Source organism: Mesorhizobium sp. P2_A12, assembly GCF_056405075.1.
On the sequence record NZ_JBFUCU010000022.1, the window covers coordinates 1 to 16,175 of the forward strand.

Below are 16,175 nucleotides of genomic sequence, written 5' to 3' on the forward strand. Positions count from 1 at the left end.
AAACACTGGATGCGCCAGGCTCAGAAACGCACCGTCGAGGAAACTTGGCGCCACATCGGCCACCTCGTCGAAACGATCGAGGCAGCCGAATGCAAGAACTACTTCGTAAATGCCGGATACGCTTCCGTCAAAACGTGAAGGACTCTAGCGGTTTTTCTCCGATCTTCTGGAACCACGAATTCACACCGAAATTATTCGGTCGGACGGTAACGCCTGGCTAGCTGCTCCCGCTAGCTGGCTCGCGTGCGCCCGCCATTGCACGCGAGCCACTTGCTCTGTTTGGTGGCAGTGGCTGGTCCTAGGAACTGGTTGCCAATCGCAGCGTTAGGCCTCCAGCCAATCGGAGGACAGTCATGGACGACGATCTGCGCCTGAAGTTGAAAGAACTCAGCACCACCCTGCAGACCAGGGTGGCAGAACTCGCAATGCCCGGCGGCAAACCCGATATTTCCGCGCTGATGTCTGGCATTGCAGTGACCCTTGAGGCGCTGTAGGTAATAGCCGACGAGAGCAAGACCCACGGTCTGGACCGTCGGTCGAGCCTGTAACTTCGCTAAGCTGGTTGGCTGGCAGGTGGGGATCACGGATGATGGCAAAGGCGACTGGGCTCCCAGCCCCGCAACATGCTTCAACCCACATGGAATACGAGAGAGGATGCAGAGAAGTCCTCTCGCCTTTGGTTTCAGAGATGATCGAAAGAGCAGAGGCCGCCGGATGGGATCGCAGACAGGTGGCAACGGCGCTCATGTATCTCGCGGCAAAGGAGATCAGTGCGACGTCCGTCTGAGCTGAATGCGACCGGTCGGCAGGTGACGGTGGAGGTGCCTCTGGCAAACGCGGAACTTCCTTCACTCAGCGTAGTGTGAATTAAGGCGAGCCGCGATGTGCGGCCTCTTTCCTTTCAGGCGTCCAGTTCAAGCGGCTCGTGACCCGGCTTTTCGTGCCAGATGACCTGCCGTAGGTCATGCAAATCGATTGTCTACCCGCAGGCACCGCATTTATGGAAATGATCTCGCTCGTTGGCGTGGTCTTTGCCATGCTTCTTGCTAAAGATCGGCGGGCCAAGGTCCGACAGTTTCGTCAACCCGTCACCTTCGCCGCTACAGTTTCCCTGTCCACCGTGATGATTCCGCCGCCATCCGTCCGCACTGTGATCTTGCCCTCCTCGGCCTCAATGCGCGTCACGAACCCGGTGATCTCGACCCTGTCGCCCGGCTTGGCCTTCTGCGGCGTGTCGATGGCGAAGGGGTAGTTGTAAGAGGGGATGTTGACGCTCGACAGGCCGCCCGGCAGGACTTTCATGATCGTGGCCGTAAGTGTCACTTCGTCGCCCAGCTGAAAGCCTTTGGCCATTGGTTTGCGTCCCGTTTCCCCATAAACATTCAATTCAGCTAAAATGTTCCGGAACGGAATCGAGCGTCACGGCTTGAATCGCGTTCCTGGGCGGGTTCTGTGCATGATTAAGGCCTATCGGCTGTCGTTCATTTCCCCGATGATGCCGACCTTGGTGGAGAAACCTCCCGAGGGCGGCGACTGGATTCACGAGGTCAAGTTCGACGGATACCGCTCGCAGCTCATCATCGATGCCGGCGGGACGCGGATCTTCACTCGTCGTGGTCTCGACTGGACATCGAAGTATCGCGACCTCGCAAAGGCCGGCACTGGACTCGACGTAGAGGAAGCCATCATCGACGGCGAAATCATCGTGCTGAACGATGCCGGCCTGTCCGATTTCGGAGCGCTGCGCAAAGCAATCACTCGGCGCCAACATGACCTCTATTTCGTCGCCTTCGACCTCCTGCACGTCAACGGCTACGATCTGCGAAACATGCCGCTCGAGGATCGTCGCGAGATCCTGGCAAAGATGATCCCTGATGGCAGGCGTATCCAATTCAGTCAGGTGCTGCCCGGTGATGCGGCCAGCATCTTCCACCTCGTCGACAAGGCCGGACTGGAGGGCATGGTGTCGAAACGACGAGACAGCAAATACCGCAGTGGTCCGACCACAAACTGGCTGAAGGCCAAGAGCTATGCGGTCGGCGAGTTCGATCTCCTCGGCGTCGAGCGAGAGCCAGGCAAGCCGGCATTTGCTCTCATGGCCGAGCGAGGCACAAGGCGCTATGTCGGCTCGGCTTTCATCACCTTGAACCGGGATATGCGCGAGCGACTGTGGAAGCGTGTCCAAGACAACGCAGGCACCGCGCCGAAGGGCATGAAGCATCGGGCAACGCAATGGGTTAAGCCGGGGCTGATCGGCCGCGTGAAGCATCTGCGCGGCGAGGAAGACCTACGCCATGCCTCGCTGCAGGATTTTCGGGAAGAATGAGCAAGCGCGGCGGTGATTTTCTCTACCATTGGATCGGACCATTTACCGGACGACCCGATCATCGACCCGGTGCTTCTGGTGATCGATATGACTGTGGATGCAAAACGGGCGGCGGAAACCCAGGGCATTGCCGGCCAAGAGATCGATGAGGAAATCGGCGCAATGTTCGAAGTCGTCATGCAAGGGTTGCGCTAAAGGTACCTATCACCTTCCGCACGGTGTTGGAGACAGAACCAGTGGGACGGTCCCTTTGGTCTGGCAAAGACGAACGGTGCGCGCGGGTGGCTGAGTCGCCGACACAATTTTGATGCACAGCTATCGGATCATACTGGGCCAGTACAGGGGGTCCCCGCTGGCTTCTGGGTGCCCCGTCACCTTGTTCTGACCCGGGTGACGGGCTTCTTTGTTGTTAGGAATCCACACGGGTGGTAGCGTTACCATATCAAAGAGGACAACCCGACGCGCCACGAGTGAGGGACGGCACGGTAGTTCAACGCCTTGTCAAAGAAACAGGCATTTCTGAAGCGGAAGCTCGCGAGCTTGTCAGCTTTTTGGGCGGCAGTAATTGGGCCTCGCTCGTGCGCGAAGCGCGAATGCTGAACCGAACGCGGCTATAAGGGCGTGCTGATCACGCCGAAGGTGAACCGCTGAGATTTTAGCTGCCCCCTGCCTTGCTGAATACAACAGTGCCATCATCTTTGCGAACTTCCACAGCTACGATACCGGACTTTCGATCGGTAAAGGTCGCTAGAGCGTAGTCCCGTGCCACTTTCTCCGCATCGAAGTGCGTCTTTTCAAGGATGCCCTGTTCCCGTACCAGATCACCGTGTAGGCCACTGCTGCTATCCCCTTGTGGCTTCTTCATGAGCACTTATTCAATTCGCCGGATACGGCCCTTTTCGAGGTGGAACACTCCGGAGTTACCGCCTTGCTTCTCGAAGTCGGTCTGCAGTTCATCCCGGGTGCCGAGGTACTCTCCGCAATCATCGCAAACGATCGGGGTCTCCGGGCGAGCGTCGTGCGGGATTCTCAGCCGTATTGTGAGACAGTAGGGACATTCTAATCGGTGGTTGAGGTATTGTTTCTGGGACATTGCAATGGAGAATGCACAAAGCGGGGTAACCCTGCAAGGTGCCCCATAATTGCCCGCTTCTTTTTGGGTCGAATGCGGTCAATTCTTGATCTTACCAGATTGCTCAATCTCAGCCATCAGCCTGTTGAAGGCCGCGGCGTCCGCCTCTTGCTGTGGCTGTCCCGTCCACCGATAGGATGACAGCCAGGAACGGAAAGCCGAGCATTGGCGGCCTGTAGACGGCGTATGATGGGCTCTTTTTCATAGCCCTCTAATAGCGCGTGGGTTCGCATTAGCCAACGTGGACCAAGTGCTTAGAATAGCCCCCTCGCGTTGGCGTCTTGGTCCCGCAGATGGTGGACAAGCGTTAAGTGTTCCATCTTACATCGCCTCTGACGGCGCAAAAAAGCAGTTTTCGTGCTCCTCTGTCGGATGTAGGCAGATATGGAAATTACCATCGCCAGACGGAATTACGGCATCGTAGGGAACGAAGTAGCGATTTTGGTGAGTGACTTTCTGGTGGTCGCCAGGCCTCAAAATGATGACGTAACCATCAGGTCGCGGTGTCACAGTTGTGCTGGGGATCTTCCCGCATTCACCCGTCACCGTATCGCCGTGACAGCAGGCCGGTGGATAGGTCCAACTGCCATGCGCACTGTGTGCTAACGCAGAACCATCCTCAAGCGCCGCAGCCGTGGCTATCACGCCTGCCAACCCCACCATGTGTCGTGTTCCGACCGCGTGCACTCGAATGGTCCCCGAGCGGCGACCGACGTCGTCAGAGGTATTGTACACCTAAAATAGAAATGCGCCTTGGCGCAATCAACTCGCGCTTCCCAGTCGCTAAGCGCGCTCGTCCGTCTCGCTTTCCTCGTCGATCATCCGGACCGGCAGGTAGGCGTTCGTTTCCAGCCACTCGCGCAACACGATCTGAATTAGGTCCGACCGGCCGATCTTCATTTCGGCGGCGATGGAGTTGAGCGCATCCTCCGTCGCAGGCTCCAACGGCACGCCAGCGACGTTCCTGAGCATCAAGGCAGCACGGCGAAGGATGATTTGCAGATCCGCCCGCGATATGTCCGCAATGCGGTCGGCGGCACTCTCGAGCTCTTCGGCGATAGAAAGGCGTGTCACTTTGCCTTTCGCTTCGCAGGAGCCTTCTCTACCGGAGCGGCCTTGGACCCCAAGCCACTTGCTTTCGCCAAAGCCGACCGCGTTTTAGAGTAATTCGGCGCCACCATCGGATAATCGCGCGGCAGCCCCCACTTCACTCGATACTCGTCGGGTGTCATGCCAAGTTGGCTGAGATGACGCTTGAGCGATTTGAATTTCTTACCGTCATCCAGACAGATGAGGAAATCCGGCGTGATTGATTTCCTCGGGGACACTGCTGGAACCTGGGGCTCAACGGATGGCGCAGGGGATTGGGCCAAACCGGAGAGGGCGGCGTTTACTGACGCTATCAATTCCGGCAAGTTCGCCACTGGCACCGAATTGTTGCCTACGAACGCCGAGACGATATCAGCGGTCAGCTCAGTAAGGGCTAAGTTTCGGTTATCTGCTTCGTCGACCATGCTTCAGTTCCTCTCATCAGACCTAGCTACCTATGGCCTAATTCTCGATCAAGCAATTCTGCGCAACGCGTGCGTGTTCGTGCACGTCTTCTCTTTTCAGCCTAACGCTTGGCCATTTGCAAGCCGGCGCCGATCCCCAGGATGTGCCACACGACAGCCGTTTTAAAAAAGACATCCCAAGACACTTCCCTCCCAAAAATCCTTAGGCGCAGTCCTCCAATTAATCCGCTGCCGTGGCGCTGTTTTGAACAGGCTGGTCAGCATGTCTTTTGGGTGTACCTTTGTCGAACCGTCTCTTTGCATCAAAAAGCCGCGCAAGGCCGCCGTGCGGAGATGCCCTATCAACGGCAACTTAGTACCCCTTCATCAAAGCCGGCGGTCATCTTACGGCCCCAAAGAAGTCCTGGCTGCTTCGCGCCTCGGCAGATATCATTTCAGTTGCCGAGCTCACGCAAAAGCTGTTCGCCGACGCCAAGTCGAAAGGCATCTCTAGCACAGAGATCGAGGAAGACATCGGCAGTGTCTATGAGACAATCCTTGACGCAATCGTTCACCATGATGCTGGCGTGGCGGACTGACGAGGAGCGGATGACCGACAAGCCGGCCACGACCTACATCGTCAGCGTATTCGAGAAGCCGCATTGGCGCGCTGTCCTGACCACGACGGACATAAACAAGGCTCTAGCCAAGGCAAAGGAAATCGGCGACCAGGTGCGGATCGAGCGGCGCGTTCAAACCGGTGGATGACACGAGACGGAAAACGGGTGCGGGTGAATTATACCCCTCGCCGACACACTAGGGGACTTCAGTCTTAGTTGAGCTATTGCTAATATGCGTTTAGCTTAGGCAATGCGGGGGATCCCAAACGACTGACCCGCAAGTGGCCTGTGCGGCTCGCTTCACCCAAGCATCCCATGCACCGGCCAATCCCCCCACACGGTAGGCACCAGGCTGCCAAACTGGCGCTCGGTAGCTCAAACAGGGAGTGCGGAGGCTCAAATGGCCGGCGATAAGCGCAGGCAGGATGCTATTCACGACCATCAGGTCGAATATTTCGCCTCGGAGAACGGTCTGACCCCGGACCTGGCTTGGGAGTTGATCCTAAAACACGGCAACAGCCGCAAAGCCGTGATTAAAGCTGCACAGGGTTTGAAAGGTGATGTCAGGCAACAGCGGCCGACCAGTCCTCACTTCCCGCTAGAGTCCGCGCCCGGTGACAAGGTGCGCGTCGACGCCGAAGGTGAAGCGCCAGGCTTTCTCATCGTTTCGCAAATTAACCTTGACCGAAGGAGGCAGTCATCTATCGCCAGCCATCACTTGCGTGGTTACTAATATAATGAAACGTTCCGCCCATATTGGGGAATGGGGCGATGGAAGAAAGCCCAGTTAGATTTAGTTGTCTTCTTGAGCCGACAGGCGACTGGACGGTTTGGGATGAAGTCACCGGCGAGCCGGCAAACTTGGGTGGGAAATTACTGATCGGCTGCACACGGGAGCGCGCCGAGTCTGCTCGCGACGTGCTCGCGCGGATTTACAAAAGCGGGCTGCACGCTCGACCCGCTGGCCAATCTCGCGCTTGAGAACGAATTTGAACTTGTAGGCTATGGCGGACGAAGTCTCGTATTCCTGTCCAGCGCGGACGAACGCGCGGCCGGCACATGGGCCGCCTGGCTGGCCTTTCACCTGGCCGCTGGTGTCGTGCCGGCGCTGGCTTAGCCGTTTTAGCCGGTGCCTGCGGTGCCGTGCCTTCGGCCGCCTATATTTCCTCACAAGCTCTGTGCTGGTCTCGACCGGGACGCGCCCGAGCGCAGGGGAACCAGTAACGGTAAGGGGTCATCTAAGGATTGTTCCGATGACTGACGAACAGGACAAGACACCCGGCAAGCCTAACGATCTCGTAACCCAGCGCTTGGTGAATGAAGCCGGTATCACCGAAGAGCAAGCTCGGGCGCTTATCGCCATTCTTGGCGCGCACAGTTGGTCATCGCTCATGCGGGAGGCCCGCATTATGGCCGCCCAAAAACGCTAAGACCTACTTCCGCACAATCCATTCCAGCAAGTCGGAATCAATGTCATCGCTGCCGGTAAAGTCGCGGACCATTTGCGCGGCGTAGTCCCGCCATCGATCCTCGGGAATGTTCTTTTCGATGACGGAATTTTTGAAGGCGCCGCGAATGATATCGCAGTCGAAAGACGATACCGAAACACCCAGCTTGTCCATGGTGCAACCTCCCATCCAAGGGCTGGAAACAGAATGGTGATTGGGGGATTTAATAATGCGTTCAAAGCCGCTTTCAATAGGTTTCGACTGTACGTTTTTATCCAAGGAATTGCCGGCCAACTGGCGCGCGATAGGTCCAGCGACGCGGCAACCCCTCAAGGAGCCGCAGTGACCGACGCGGTTTAGGCAATGCTTTAATCGGCAGCCGCGTCGGCCATTTAGCGACGGCTTGCCAGCGCGACCGATATCAGGAATATAATCCTCTCCGTTGCGGCGATCCACCCCTCAATATGGAGTCGCCAAATGGCCAGATCAAAGCCGTCAAAGCAGCTATCGCAGGCTGAAATCGAGCGCTTTCTGGTGGCAGCGGAAGCGCTGCACAGGAGCATCGTGAAGCCGTTCATATCGCCACATTGCGACCACTACCGGCAGACGCGCGTATTGCATGAGGTGCTGTTGAAGGCCGTGCGGGACGTCACCGGGAAGGAAGTCGAGTTCATCCCGTGGAACACTACAGGACCGGTAAGGCCGCCGCCGGCCTGACGGAACATTAGCCGTTTCGAATAGTTGAGATCCTGTTCCGGGTGTTGTCACTGGCATCCGGAATAGGCTGGTGGGCTATCAGCCGGCCCGCGTCATTGGTCACTCCGTGGCGCGGGCTTTCATCGATCGGGGGAAGAGATGACTGACAAGCCGGCAACAACCTACATCGTCTCGGTTTTCGAGAAACCGCATTGGCGCACCGTGTTGACCACCCAGGACAAACAGAAGGCGTTCGATCTAGCCAAAGAGATCGGCGACATAGTGCGGATCGAGACGATCACCCCGAAGCCGAACAGAATCGCAAAATTGTACGGAAATAACCGAGACCCGGGCTGTGGAACCTGATGTCCGCCTTCGCATTATGTCGGCCAGAAAAATAGGAGCGCCGGCTATGAGAACCTTAGGTGTATGGGTTGCAGTCGTCACGTTCGCCACGGCGCTGCTTTATCTGGTCCAGGAGTTTGGCTCGATCAAGATGTAGGGTTCTGGTAAGGCGAGCCGAAGAGGCGTCGTCATCGACGCGCCGTCGCACTGTGGCTGTCACAGCCACCAAGTCTCCGATGCCAATTCCCCGCACCATGCAGAAGATTCTGGAGCGCGAGGGGCATTAGTCAAGCGCTTGCTAATATTCGACTGGAGGCGCAAACTCGCTTGCCGTCGCTCATAGCTGGACCGCGCTCGGACAGCTCTTAGATTGAACATTTGTTTGTCAACCGATGGGAGGACTTCGATGCATAGTTTGCGTGTTGTGATCCTCCTGGCTGGCATCGTGGTCACCTCGTCATTTGCGCAGGCAGCAGGCGACAGCATCGCCGGTCAGAAAGTCATAGTGAAATGCCAAGGGTGCCACGGCACGGATGGCCTCGGCAGAGCTCTGCCCACCGGTGGCGAAGCGCCCAATCTCGCCGGGCAGAAGTACGACTATCTCGTCCACTCGCTGATGGCTTACAAGGCCGGAGAGCGCAAGAGTTATATGATGTCGTTGGTCACTAAGAGCCTGAGCGATGAAGACATCGCCAATGCTGCGGCTTACTATGCCGCGATCAAGATTACCGTCGAAGCTCCGCAGTGACAGCGCAAAAATAGCACCGTCAAGCCTTCCGCAATCTCATCCCGGCGCCGCCGCCATTCTCGGCGATGAACTCGACGCCGGCGGCTTCGAGGGCGGCGCGCACGGCGGCGAGGTTGTTGACTGACGGCCATGCCGAACACCAATGTTCCGGCAGCCGGCGAAGTGTGGCCGCTGCCCAGTCAATGGCCGCAGCCGCACTGCAGATCGAGCGCAACGCCGCCATCATCACCGCAATGGCGCTCTTCATCCTTTTAGTCTCCCTTTGCGGCGAAATCCCCGTTGATTCCGTGCCTCCTTTGGAACCACTGTCCCAAAATCGGGCAAAAGGCCGCGCCCGGATAAAGGATTCAGGGGGGAGCGCAATGCCCAACGCCTTCACCACTCTTGTCGGCATAGAATTTCCGATTGTCCTGGCGGCCATGGGTGGAGCTACTTCTCCGCAATTCGCCGCCGCGGTGAGCAATGCAGGCGGTCTCGGGATGCTCGCCCTCGGCTGGAGCCCGCCTGAAGCGGTACGCGCAGAAATTCGGGCCACCAAGGCCCTGACCAAACGGCCGTTCGGCGTCCATCTCGTGTTGACTTATCCGCAGGAGGAGCGCCTCGCGATCTGTTTGGAAGAAGGCGTGTCGGTAGTCTCATTTTTCTGGGGCCAGGCAGGTTCGCTGATGGCTGCGGCGCATCGTGGCGGGGCAAAGGTCCTGCATACGGCAGGAGGCGCCGAACAGGCTCGGATATCAGCCGCAGATGGTGCCGACGCAATCGTCGCGCAGGGCTGGGAGGCAGGTGGCCACGTTTACGGTACAGTTGCCACGATGGCGTCGGCGGTTGTTGACCAGGTCGCGCCAGTCCCCGTTCTTGCTGCCGGTTGCATTGCGGATGGACGCGGTCTAGCCGCGGCGATGGCACTTGGTGCCGCGGGCACTTGGATCGGTACCCGCTTTCTCGCGAGCATCGAAGCTCCAATCCACCCGCGCTATCGCGACCGCATCCTGACAGCTAAGGAGACGGACACAGAATACGGGACTGTTTTCGATGTCGGCTGGCCCGACGCTCCGCATCGTAGCCTTCGCAACAAAACGATTGAAGCTCGGGAGGCAGCCGGACGCCCGCCGGCGGGTAGGCTCCCCACGAAGGCGCGGTCGTTGCAAAGTCGTCATATGGCGACGTGGTTGCATACCAATCTCATACGCCGGGATTGGGTGACGAGGGCGATATCGACGCCCTTGCCCTATGGTCAGGCCAAGGCGTCAGCCTCGTCCGCCGCGTCCAGGCGGCCGCCGAGATTGTCCGCGAAATCAGCGACGAGGCGCGGGCAATCCTCGCACGGCTTGGGAACGATCCGTCTTTCTAAGGCCTGCGTGGGAAGTACCGCCGATCTCAATCGCGAACTTATGGTCCGGACCCTAGTCGAACCCAAGCTGCGCTAGTCGCCTCCGGCAGTGCCTTCGGTCCATAAAAGCCGGCAATCGTCGGGTGTAAGCACGCCTTTCGAGTCGATTTCTTTCAGGATCCTTGTGACCATTTCTTCAGTAGTGAAAGACAGGCTTTTCAGCTGGGCAGAAGAAAGTCTTGTCGATGAAGGAAGGCCAAAGTGGCTCGTGACCTTGCGGATCTGCTCGTCATTCATTCCGGTCCCGACATTGGTCAAATGCAGAGCGGAATCCTGCGATCCTTTCCATGGAAATTCTACCCAGCGCTTTTGCGTCTTTATGTATTTGCTACCGACCCGCTGGCCCATCCAGAACAGCCAGATATCATCACCTTGGGGACAGAGTTCGATGAACTTGTCTTCGTCGACCGCTTCTGGCGATAGTGACTTGGGACCATAAAGAACCCCTCCCACGCCGGTGGGAAAGAGCATAATGGGTGTGTCGGAGACGTCATATGACCAATTAACATAAGGCGCGATTTGCCCCGCATCATCGAATGCAACCGAGTGGCCTCGATGACAAACGATGGTGCTTTCTCCAGCCCTTTCGACGAGCTCTTCGAGCCACCGCTGCCCATAGTAGACATCGTCATCTGCCGTGACGATGTAGGCTTTAGGAAACGCCAGCAACGCTGGAATAATCTTCTTGTAAGAACGAATATCCTTACAAAAACGGATCTCAAGGCCATAGGCTTTCAGGTCCGTAACTGAGGGTGGCAGCTGCGCCGCATGCTCAGAAGTAAGCCACAAGACAACGCGATCTGGGGCGACCGTCTGCGACAAGAGACAGCGCAGCGTCAGATGCAGCGTCTGGAAACGCTTAGGATATGAAGTTAGCGAGACGATCAAATCGCCAGGCAACCGATGCGGCCGGCCCTGTCCTCGAAGCGGCCATCGCAAAGCGATCAGAACTTGGGCGACGTATGGCTTGGCAACGCGAATAATATCATCTCGATACTTTGCAACGCGCCAGCCAGCCCCATTTTTGAGCCATGCAATTGCGCGACCCGGTGTGCCGGCACCGGTCCCCAAGAACCACGGCGACAGCCATGGGGATCGTTTCAAAATCAGGTAGATCGCGAAAGGACCGGAGACTGCGATCATAAAGATCGCCGCCTCGTTGGAAACACCAACGTCACGAAGAGAAAATTGGAAAAATTGATGCAGGAACATGATCACCAGCGAGGCTTCGCCCAGCTTCGCCATGTGTGCTGCAAACGTCTTCAGTCTGGCTGCTTGCTGCACCCCCATGAGCAAGGCCAGGGACAGAGACAAAGCAATCAGAAGCCCCAGCACAGGCGGGCCGAAAATTGAATATTTCATGTTGAACTGGATGTCGGCTCCGCGTCCTGCTGCGGCCAAGGCCAGCGCTCCTACAATCGCAATGAAAATCAGTCGAGTTGGCGAGCGGAATTGATAAGTCCTAAGCAGATGACCAAACCAATAGCAGCAAAGCGCGATCGGCACTGCTGCGACAGCCCAAGGCGAGCGATTCATTGGCCACTCGAATGCGATCGCGTAGCCTATAGTGACGCATAACGCGACGAATCCTAGCATCCGGGTGCTGCCAGGACCTCTCGCCCAATTCGCGAACTCGTTGTAAATAAGCTGGGTAAAGAAGAGGCAGGTTACGAACCAGAAAACGCCAAAATCACGCCAGAGGCGCATGCCTCCCAAAACGTCGTTCACGGCCATTTCTCGTAGCTGCCAGCGGGAGGGAACATCGCCGAGCAGAATTCTCCTGGATATGACCGCTAACGTCAAAACCGCCAGGAACGCTACGTATGGTACGGCCAGGCTGGAGACTTTCTTCCAAAATAGCTCGGTACGTGAGGCAGGCTTATAAACGTAACCGGATACGACGAAGAACAGGGGCATATGAAATAGCAGCACAGAGTTGGCGAAAACGGAGTCCCAAGTACCGGTCCTCGCTCCGGCGATGTGGGCCGCCACCACAAGGAGAATGCCAACGCCCTTGGCGGCATCAATCCAAATTTCCCGCCATAGCTTGCCCCAGTCGCCCATCAGGGCGAACTAAACAAAGGCAAGCTAAACTAGGCGCTTCGCACCTGCAATACGAAATTGTGCAATGCAGCATGTTCCCCTTGGCGAGCCGTTAACGGATTTGCTCAGCTGCGTCGCTGACACCTGCATTGCTCAGAGGACTGATCTTCGCGCCGACCGAGTGGGGCCGGAACCCAGATAGTGCTGGTGCCTTGGTGCGGGTCCGTTTCCGACCCGCACTAAATGGGTCCGACGCCGACCCAATTAGCCCGCTGCCTCACGGTGGCGGGTTTTTAACGGGCGCTATGGGGGCGATCCGGTTTCAGCGGATGAGAGGAAGTGGGTATGCAAATAAAAATCAAAGATCGGCCACCTAAGGCCCGACCCGAAGAAGACACCTGTCCGTCGTCCCGACAGTGAAGCGTCGCCAGAGCCTAGACACGTCGATCCGCCACCACGGGACGTGGAAGAGGCGCCGGTGCCAAATCCAAACGGCGATAAGAATTCCTGATCGCAGGGGCGCGACGAAGGGCCTTCTGCTTCACGGCGGCGGGCTTTTCACTTGCCCATCGACGGCTTCTTTTGAAGCCGCAGATCTTGCAATGGTAAGCATGGTCTATCTCCACGAAAAGGAGCCACGTAATAACGCCGCGTTCCTGCCAACAGATTGGGCAGGCGTAATCGCTTCCGTACTTCGGCTTGGAGAGCAACGGGTGAACAGGCTGCGAACAAACTGCTACGCTTTTTGCAACGCAACGCTACGGTATCGTGCGGGATAGGAAGGCACGTAAGGTGCAACGTAGCCCCCCAAGACGTTGACAATAAATGACTTAATGGGATGAAACGGAAGGGGGAGGTATGCGCGTAACCGAATTTCAAGACCGGTGCCTTCAGTATGAGCGATATACAGCGGCATTAGTCGCGACCATCCCGGCCGCACTTGGAATCGCAGGAAGTGCTCATCGGCTGACCAACCGGCAAACTTGCCGCTTGATGGCCCGCAGCCTCACGGTGGCGGGCCTAGCTAATGGCCTTGATCGTCCCGCCCACAAAGCCGCCAAACAGCGCACCAATCTTCACGTATGTCGAAGGCGCAAGGTCGCTCTTCTTATTATCTGAAAGCGTTTCCACAACTGTCTTTTCATCCGGTGCGGATCTCACTTGGAGCGCTGCAATGCCTTTCGAGGTGAGCTGAACGCCTATGTAGGTGGTGCCGTGCGCCAAAGTTCGCGACACATTCATGGCTCGGATGAGGCGCTCGTCGAGCATCCACTTCAGAACGTCATCCAAGACCTTGGTGGCCTCTTTGACGTTATCCATCTGCAGTAGGTTTAGGCCGTCCCTGTACGAGTCGAAGCCTCTCGTACCGAGCCTCCTTCAAGCAGAACTTGTAAGACTCGGCCTATAGCTTCCTGATCTTTCTCCAACTTTGTCGGCACCGTTTGCTCCCGCCTTTCATGTCGCGTCCATGTCGCATGGACTTGCCGATAGTCGCAGGAAACCCTTGGAAATCAACGGTAGTGGTTTGCAACACGGTGCGACATAGACACAGCAGCAGAGGCGCGTTAGACGGCACCTAAGCGGCTGATTTAATTTGAAGAATTTTGGTAGCGGGAGAGGGACTTGAACCCCCGACCCCAGGATTATGATGCCTTGTGTCGAAGACATCGAAAAGCGCCGTGGCATCATGCCAGCGCTGAGAAGCGTACCGCCGAGCCCTGTACGGCATTCCGCCAAAGGAAGTCACCGATCCGTTTGCCATCATGAACTACGTGGCAACAACGGAACGGGTGATCCTCATAAGGCCGGAACCCGGATCGATCTCAGCCGTATCCAGTTGAACGAGCAGGTCGGCCGCTCAGTGGAGTCTCCTAAGAATTGATACGGAATGCGTATCCCTCGCGTTGGCTCATGGCTCTACTGCCATGAGGACTGATCGCGGGGCAGTCGGCCATCGGGATCATAAACTTCTATATTGTCGTCGGCCGTCAGATTTGCGTTGAATACCACCAGATTGGTGCCTCCGGCATGCCGAAGCGACGGAAAGAGCAAGCCGCGACGTCCGGCGGCGATCAGGGTGTCGGAAAGTATCCACGATGGCGGCGTCTTCTTGTCGATGCGCGCGATCCTGCGCCAGGGACAGTCCCATTCCGCCCATTCGACAGCCCAGTCGCTGGGATCATATCCTACCGACAGATCCACAACCTGATCCAAAGAGACCTTGTAGGCCGCCAGTGTCGCCGGTTGGTGTGATCGAGGCTCCCTGGCGATACTCCTCAAGTGCGGTTTGCGGCGCTCGCGCGAGATAAAGCGCTTCGACGCCTGGCCTGTTGAACCTGCCTCCGTCGATCGCCGCCCCGGCGCCGCTCGTCGGCACATGTGCCCATTTTGGCGTCAGATATCGATGGAAGACCTCGTCCGGCCCGAGGCGGACGAGCCTCATCCGCGCGCCCCGTTCTCCAGATCGCGGAGATAGCTCAGCACCGCTTCAAAATGCCCTTCCGCAACCAGTTCGGCTGCGGTCTTGTGGTCATACTCAGTGATCGGCTCGTTTCGATACCAGTAGATCGCTTTGCTGATGTCCCCGGTGAGCAGCGCGGCAGCCGTGATCGCCTTGATCATTTCGCGCATCCGGCTTTGCAGGCGCTCCGAGTGCATATATTGTGCATATATTGTGCGTATCGAGTGCAGGAGAATGGTCATGCCCATCGCTCGGATACCCAGGCTACAATGGTGTCGGGCTTCGTGGAGAGCCTCCAGGAACCTCGCACGCCCTATATTTCTCCAAAGCGCTTTTCAAGGGCGCTTGGCGTCCAGGTGACGAACCTGGCTGACCTGACCGGAGTTCACCGCAATACAGTGCTCGCGATGGAGGCTTCAGTGCTTAGTTCCAATGTAGGCAGGTTCGCACTTTGTTGCATTCTCTGTCCGCGAGAATCGCACATGTTTCCAATACTTTAGCTGACTTTTGCGCCAGACCTGTTGGATGAGCGTTGCAGTGAGGGTTTCCCCGACGATCGTTGCAATCAGGATGGAGTGTTGTCGTCGACTTTGGAAGGCAGGGCACCCATCTCAGTTAGTCTTGTGATGACCCGCCCGTAGCCGTCAAAGAAACGTCGGACGTGCAAAAGGACGTGACGCGCACCAAGGCAACGTTGTTCGACACATATTACACGCGCTCGGAGCACCGCAAGGAAGTGCGGCGGCCCCTGATGCGGCCAGATGAAATCCGTACGCTGGACAAGAACAAGGTCATCATATTGCCGCGTGGCGAACTGCCAATCCTCGGCACCCGCAATTTCTATTTCGCCGACGGCCAGCTCGCCAAACGCGCGTTCATGCCCCTGCCCGCCTTTGCCGACGCTTCGCGCACGAAAAAACCTGCGTTGGACGCTTCCGCGGCGGTTCCATCTCCTGCGCTCCCGACGATTGTGCCGACAGCACCGGCGTACCGCTCGGGCCTCTTGCAGACTCGCTTGCGGCGCGGCGCGACATTCGCCGCAAAAGCTGGCGCTATGGCTCCGCCGCCGGGCCGGCGCGCAATCGTAAAAAAACGGCTGAAAGCTACAGACGCTGCAGCCGTGCCCGCTTATGCCGCCATAGATTTTTCCGCTTTGGCGGCCAAAGCGATGACAACACGCATAGCGCCCGACAAAGAAGCGGCGGTTGCGGCGATCCTGAACAAGGTGCGGTCTCTGCGCTCCAACGCGTCCGATATCGAGGCTTTCGATCGAAATCTCGGCATCGTCGAAGATGCTTTGCCTGATCTAGTCGACGGGTAGGCTAGCATTCCGATGCGGCAGAGAGAGATCACCGCACACGTCATGGCGGCGGAGGACATTGGCGCGTTTCGGGCAGTGCCGAGGTCTCAATCGAGTTCAAGCGCAAATCCCGCGTCGACCGCGCTTCGCGCAATGAGATCGCCAAGTTCCCA

Annotated in this window: 20 protein-coding genes and 2 pseudogenes; 12 read left to right on the forward strand and 10 right to left on the reverse strand. The window is 57.5% G+C overall.

What is annotated here, in order from left to right; genetic code table 11:
• Both AC1DZU_RS29960 and AC1DZU_RS29965 read left to right on the forward strand, forming a co-directional pair.
• Positions 1-138: pseudogene (locus AC1DZU_RS29960) on the forward strand (IS630 family transposase); the annotation flags it as partial.
• Positions 139-353: 215 nt separating this feature from the next.
• Positions 354-494: a hypothetical protein gene (locus AC1DZU_RS29965; RefSeq protein WP_457155277.1), complete on the forward strand. Its 141-nt coding sequence runs from the start codon at positions 354-356 to the stop codon at positions 492-494.
• A gap of 586 nt (positions 495-1,080) precedes the next feature.
• Here AC1DZU_RS29965 and AC1DZU_RS29970 read toward each other — a convergent pair.
• Complete coding sequence (locus AC1DZU_RS29970) at positions 1,081-1,353, reverse strand: hypothetical protein (RefSeq protein WP_477290354.1); 273 nt, start codon at positions 1,351-1,353, stop codon at positions 1,081-1,083.
• A 103-nt stretch (positions 1,354-1,456) separates the two neighbouring features.
• On the opposite strand from AC1DZU_RS29970, the gene AC1DZU_RS29975 reads away from it, so the two are divergent.
• Positions 1,457-2,326: an ATP-dependent DNA ligase gene (locus AC1DZU_RS29975; RefSeq protein WP_477290356.1), complete on the forward strand. Its 870-nt coding sequence runs from the start codon at positions 1,457-1,459 to the stop codon at positions 2,324-2,326.
• 12 nt (positions 2,327-2,338) lie between these two features.
• Positions 2,339-2,521 carry a hypothetical protein gene (locus AC1DZU_RS29980; RefSeq protein ID WP_457155793.1) on the forward strand — a complete coding sequence of 61 codons (183 nt, stop codon included), beginning with the start codon at positions 2,339-2,341 and terminating at the stop codon, positions 2,519-2,521.
• Between the two features lie 1,720 nt (positions 2,522-4,241).
• Here AC1DZU_RS29980 and AC1DZU_RS29985 read toward each other — a convergent pair.
• Both AC1DZU_RS29985 and AC1DZU_RS29990 read right to left on the reverse strand, forming a co-directional pair.
• Positions 4,242-4,532, reverse strand: a complete 291-nt coding sequence (locus AC1DZU_RS29985; RefSeq protein WP_477290358.1) for a hypothetical protein — start codon at positions 4,530-4,532, stop codon at positions 4,242-4,244.
• Positions 4,529-4,972, reverse strand: a complete 444-nt coding sequence (locus AC1DZU_RS29990; RefSeq protein WP_477290360.1) for a Ros/MucR family transcriptional regulator — start codon at positions 4,970-4,972, stop codon at positions 4,529-4,531. Before AC1DZU_RS29990 ends, AC1DZU_RS29985 begins: the two co-directional genes overlap by 4 nt.
• Positions 4,973-5,509: 537 nt before the next feature.
• Between AC1DZU_RS29990 and AC1DZU_RS29995 the strand changes: the two genes are divergently transcribed.
• The 3 genes from AC1DZU_RS29995 to AC1DZU_RS30005 all read left to right on the forward strand — a co-directional run bounded on the left by AC1DZU_RS29995 (position 5,510) and on the right by AC1DZU_RS30005 (position 7,001).
• Positions 5,510-5,719, forward strand: coding sequence for a hypothetical protein (locus AC1DZU_RS29995; RefSeq protein WP_477290362.1), 210 nt, complete (start codon positions 5,510-5,512; stop codon positions 5,717-5,719).
• Positions 5,720-5,971: 252 nt separating this feature from the next.
• Positions 5,972-6,304 (forward strand): hypothetical protein, encoded by a 333-nt coding sequence (locus AC1DZU_RS30000; RefSeq protein WP_477290364.1) that lies wholly within the window; start codon positions 5,972-5,974, stop codon positions 6,302-6,304.
• 520 nt (positions 6,305-6,824) lie between these two features.
• Entirely contained in the window at positions 6,825-7,001 is a 177-nt protein-coding gene (locus AC1DZU_RS30005; RefSeq protein WP_477290366.1) for a hypothetical protein, read from the forward strand.
• 3 nt (positions 7,002-7,004) lie between these two features.
• Here the strand turns inward: AC1DZU_RS30005 and AC1DZU_RS30010 are convergent, their stop codons facing one another.
• Positions 7,005-7,193: a hypothetical protein gene (locus AC1DZU_RS30010; protein WP_457155345.1), complete on the reverse strand. Its 189-nt coding sequence runs from the start codon at positions 7,191-7,193 to the stop codon at positions 7,005-7,007.
• A 303-nt stretch (positions 7,194-7,496) separates the two neighbouring features.
• Between AC1DZU_RS30010 and AC1DZU_RS30015 the strand changes: the two genes are divergently transcribed.
• From AC1DZU_RS30015 to AC1DZU_RS30025, 3 genes are all read left to right on the forward strand, one after another.
• The gene (locus tag AC1DZU_RS30015) at positions 7,497-7,736 is read left to right on the forward strand and encodes a hypothetical protein (protein ID WP_477290368.1); all 240 of its coding nucleotides are present in this window, start codon (positions 7,497-7,499) and stop codon (positions 7,734-7,736) included.
• A 138-nt stretch (positions 7,737-7,874) separates the two neighbouring features.
• Positions 7,875-8,081, forward strand: a complete 207-nt coding sequence (locus tag AC1DZU_RS30020) for a hypothetical protein (RefSeq protein ID WP_477290370.1) — start codon at positions 7,875-7,877, stop codon at positions 8,079-8,081.
• A gap of 385 nt (positions 8,082-8,466) precedes the next feature.
• Entirely contained in the window at positions 8,467-8,808 is a 342-nt protein-coding gene (locus AC1DZU_RS30025) for a c-type cytochrome (protein ID WP_477290372.1), read from the forward strand.
• Positions 8,809-8,827: 19 nt separating this feature from the next.
• Here the strand turns inward: AC1DZU_RS30025 and AC1DZU_RS30030 are convergent, their stop codons facing one another.
• Positions 8,828-9,055: a transcriptional regulator gene (locus AC1DZU_RS30030; protein ID WP_477290374.1), complete on the reverse strand. Its 228-nt coding sequence runs from the start codon at positions 9,053-9,055 to the stop codon at positions 8,828-8,830.
• A gap of 115 nt (positions 9,056-9,170) precedes the next feature.
• Between AC1DZU_RS30030 and AC1DZU_RS30035 the strand changes: the two genes are divergently transcribed.
• On the forward strand, positions 9,171-10,235 hold the full coding sequence (locus AC1DZU_RS30035) for an NAD(P)H-dependent flavin oxidoreductase (protein ID WP_477290376.1): 1,065 nt from the start codon (positions 9,171-9,173) through the stop codon (positions 10,233-10,235).
• Here the strand turns inward: AC1DZU_RS30035 and AC1DZU_RS30040 are convergent.
• From AC1DZU_RS30040 to AC1DZU_RS30060, 5 genes and pseudogenes are all read right to left on the reverse strand, one after another.
• Positions 10,232-12,262 (reverse strand): acyltransferase family protein, encoded by a 2,031-nt coding sequence (locus AC1DZU_RS30040; RefSeq protein ID WP_477290378.1) that lies wholly within the window; start codon positions 12,260-12,262, stop codon positions 10,232-10,234. The two genes, AC1DZU_RS30035 and AC1DZU_RS30040, sit on opposite strands and share 4 nt — an antisense overlap.
• Before the next feature lie 999 nt (positions 12,263-13,261).
• Complete coding sequence (locus tag AC1DZU_RS30045) at positions 13,262-13,561, reverse strand: hypothetical protein (protein WP_477290380.1); 300 nt, start codon at positions 13,559-13,561, stop codon at positions 13,262-13,264.
• A 597-nt stretch (positions 13,562-14,158) separates the two neighbouring features.
• Positions 14,159-14,521, reverse strand: coding sequence for an RES family NAD+ phosphorylase (locus AC1DZU_RS30050; RefSeq protein WP_477290382.1), 363 nt, complete (start codon positions 14,519-14,521; stop codon positions 14,159-14,161).
• A complete protein-coding gene (locus tag AC1DZU_RS30055) occupies positions 14,421-14,684 on the reverse strand; it encodes an RES family NAD+ phosphorylase (protein WP_477290384.1) in 264 nt (87 codons plus the stop codon). The genes AC1DZU_RS30050 and AC1DZU_RS30055 overlap by 101 nt, the downstream gene beginning before the upstream one ends.
• Positions 14,681-14,893: pseudogene (locus tag AC1DZU_RS30060) on the reverse strand (hypothetical protein); the annotation flags it as partial. The pseudogene AC1DZU_RS30060 and the gene AC1DZU_RS30055, both read right to left, overlap by 4 nt.
• Before the next feature lie 482 nt (positions 14,894-15,375).
• Here AC1DZU_RS30060 and AC1DZU_RS30065 point away from each other — a divergent pair.
• Positions 15,376-16,023: a type IV secretory system conjugative DNA transfer family protein gene (locus tag AC1DZU_RS30065; protein WP_477290386.1), complete on the forward strand. Its 648-nt coding sequence runs from the start codon at positions 15,376-15,378 to the stop codon at positions 16,021-16,023.
• Positions 16,024-16,175: the final 152 nt, after the last annotated feature.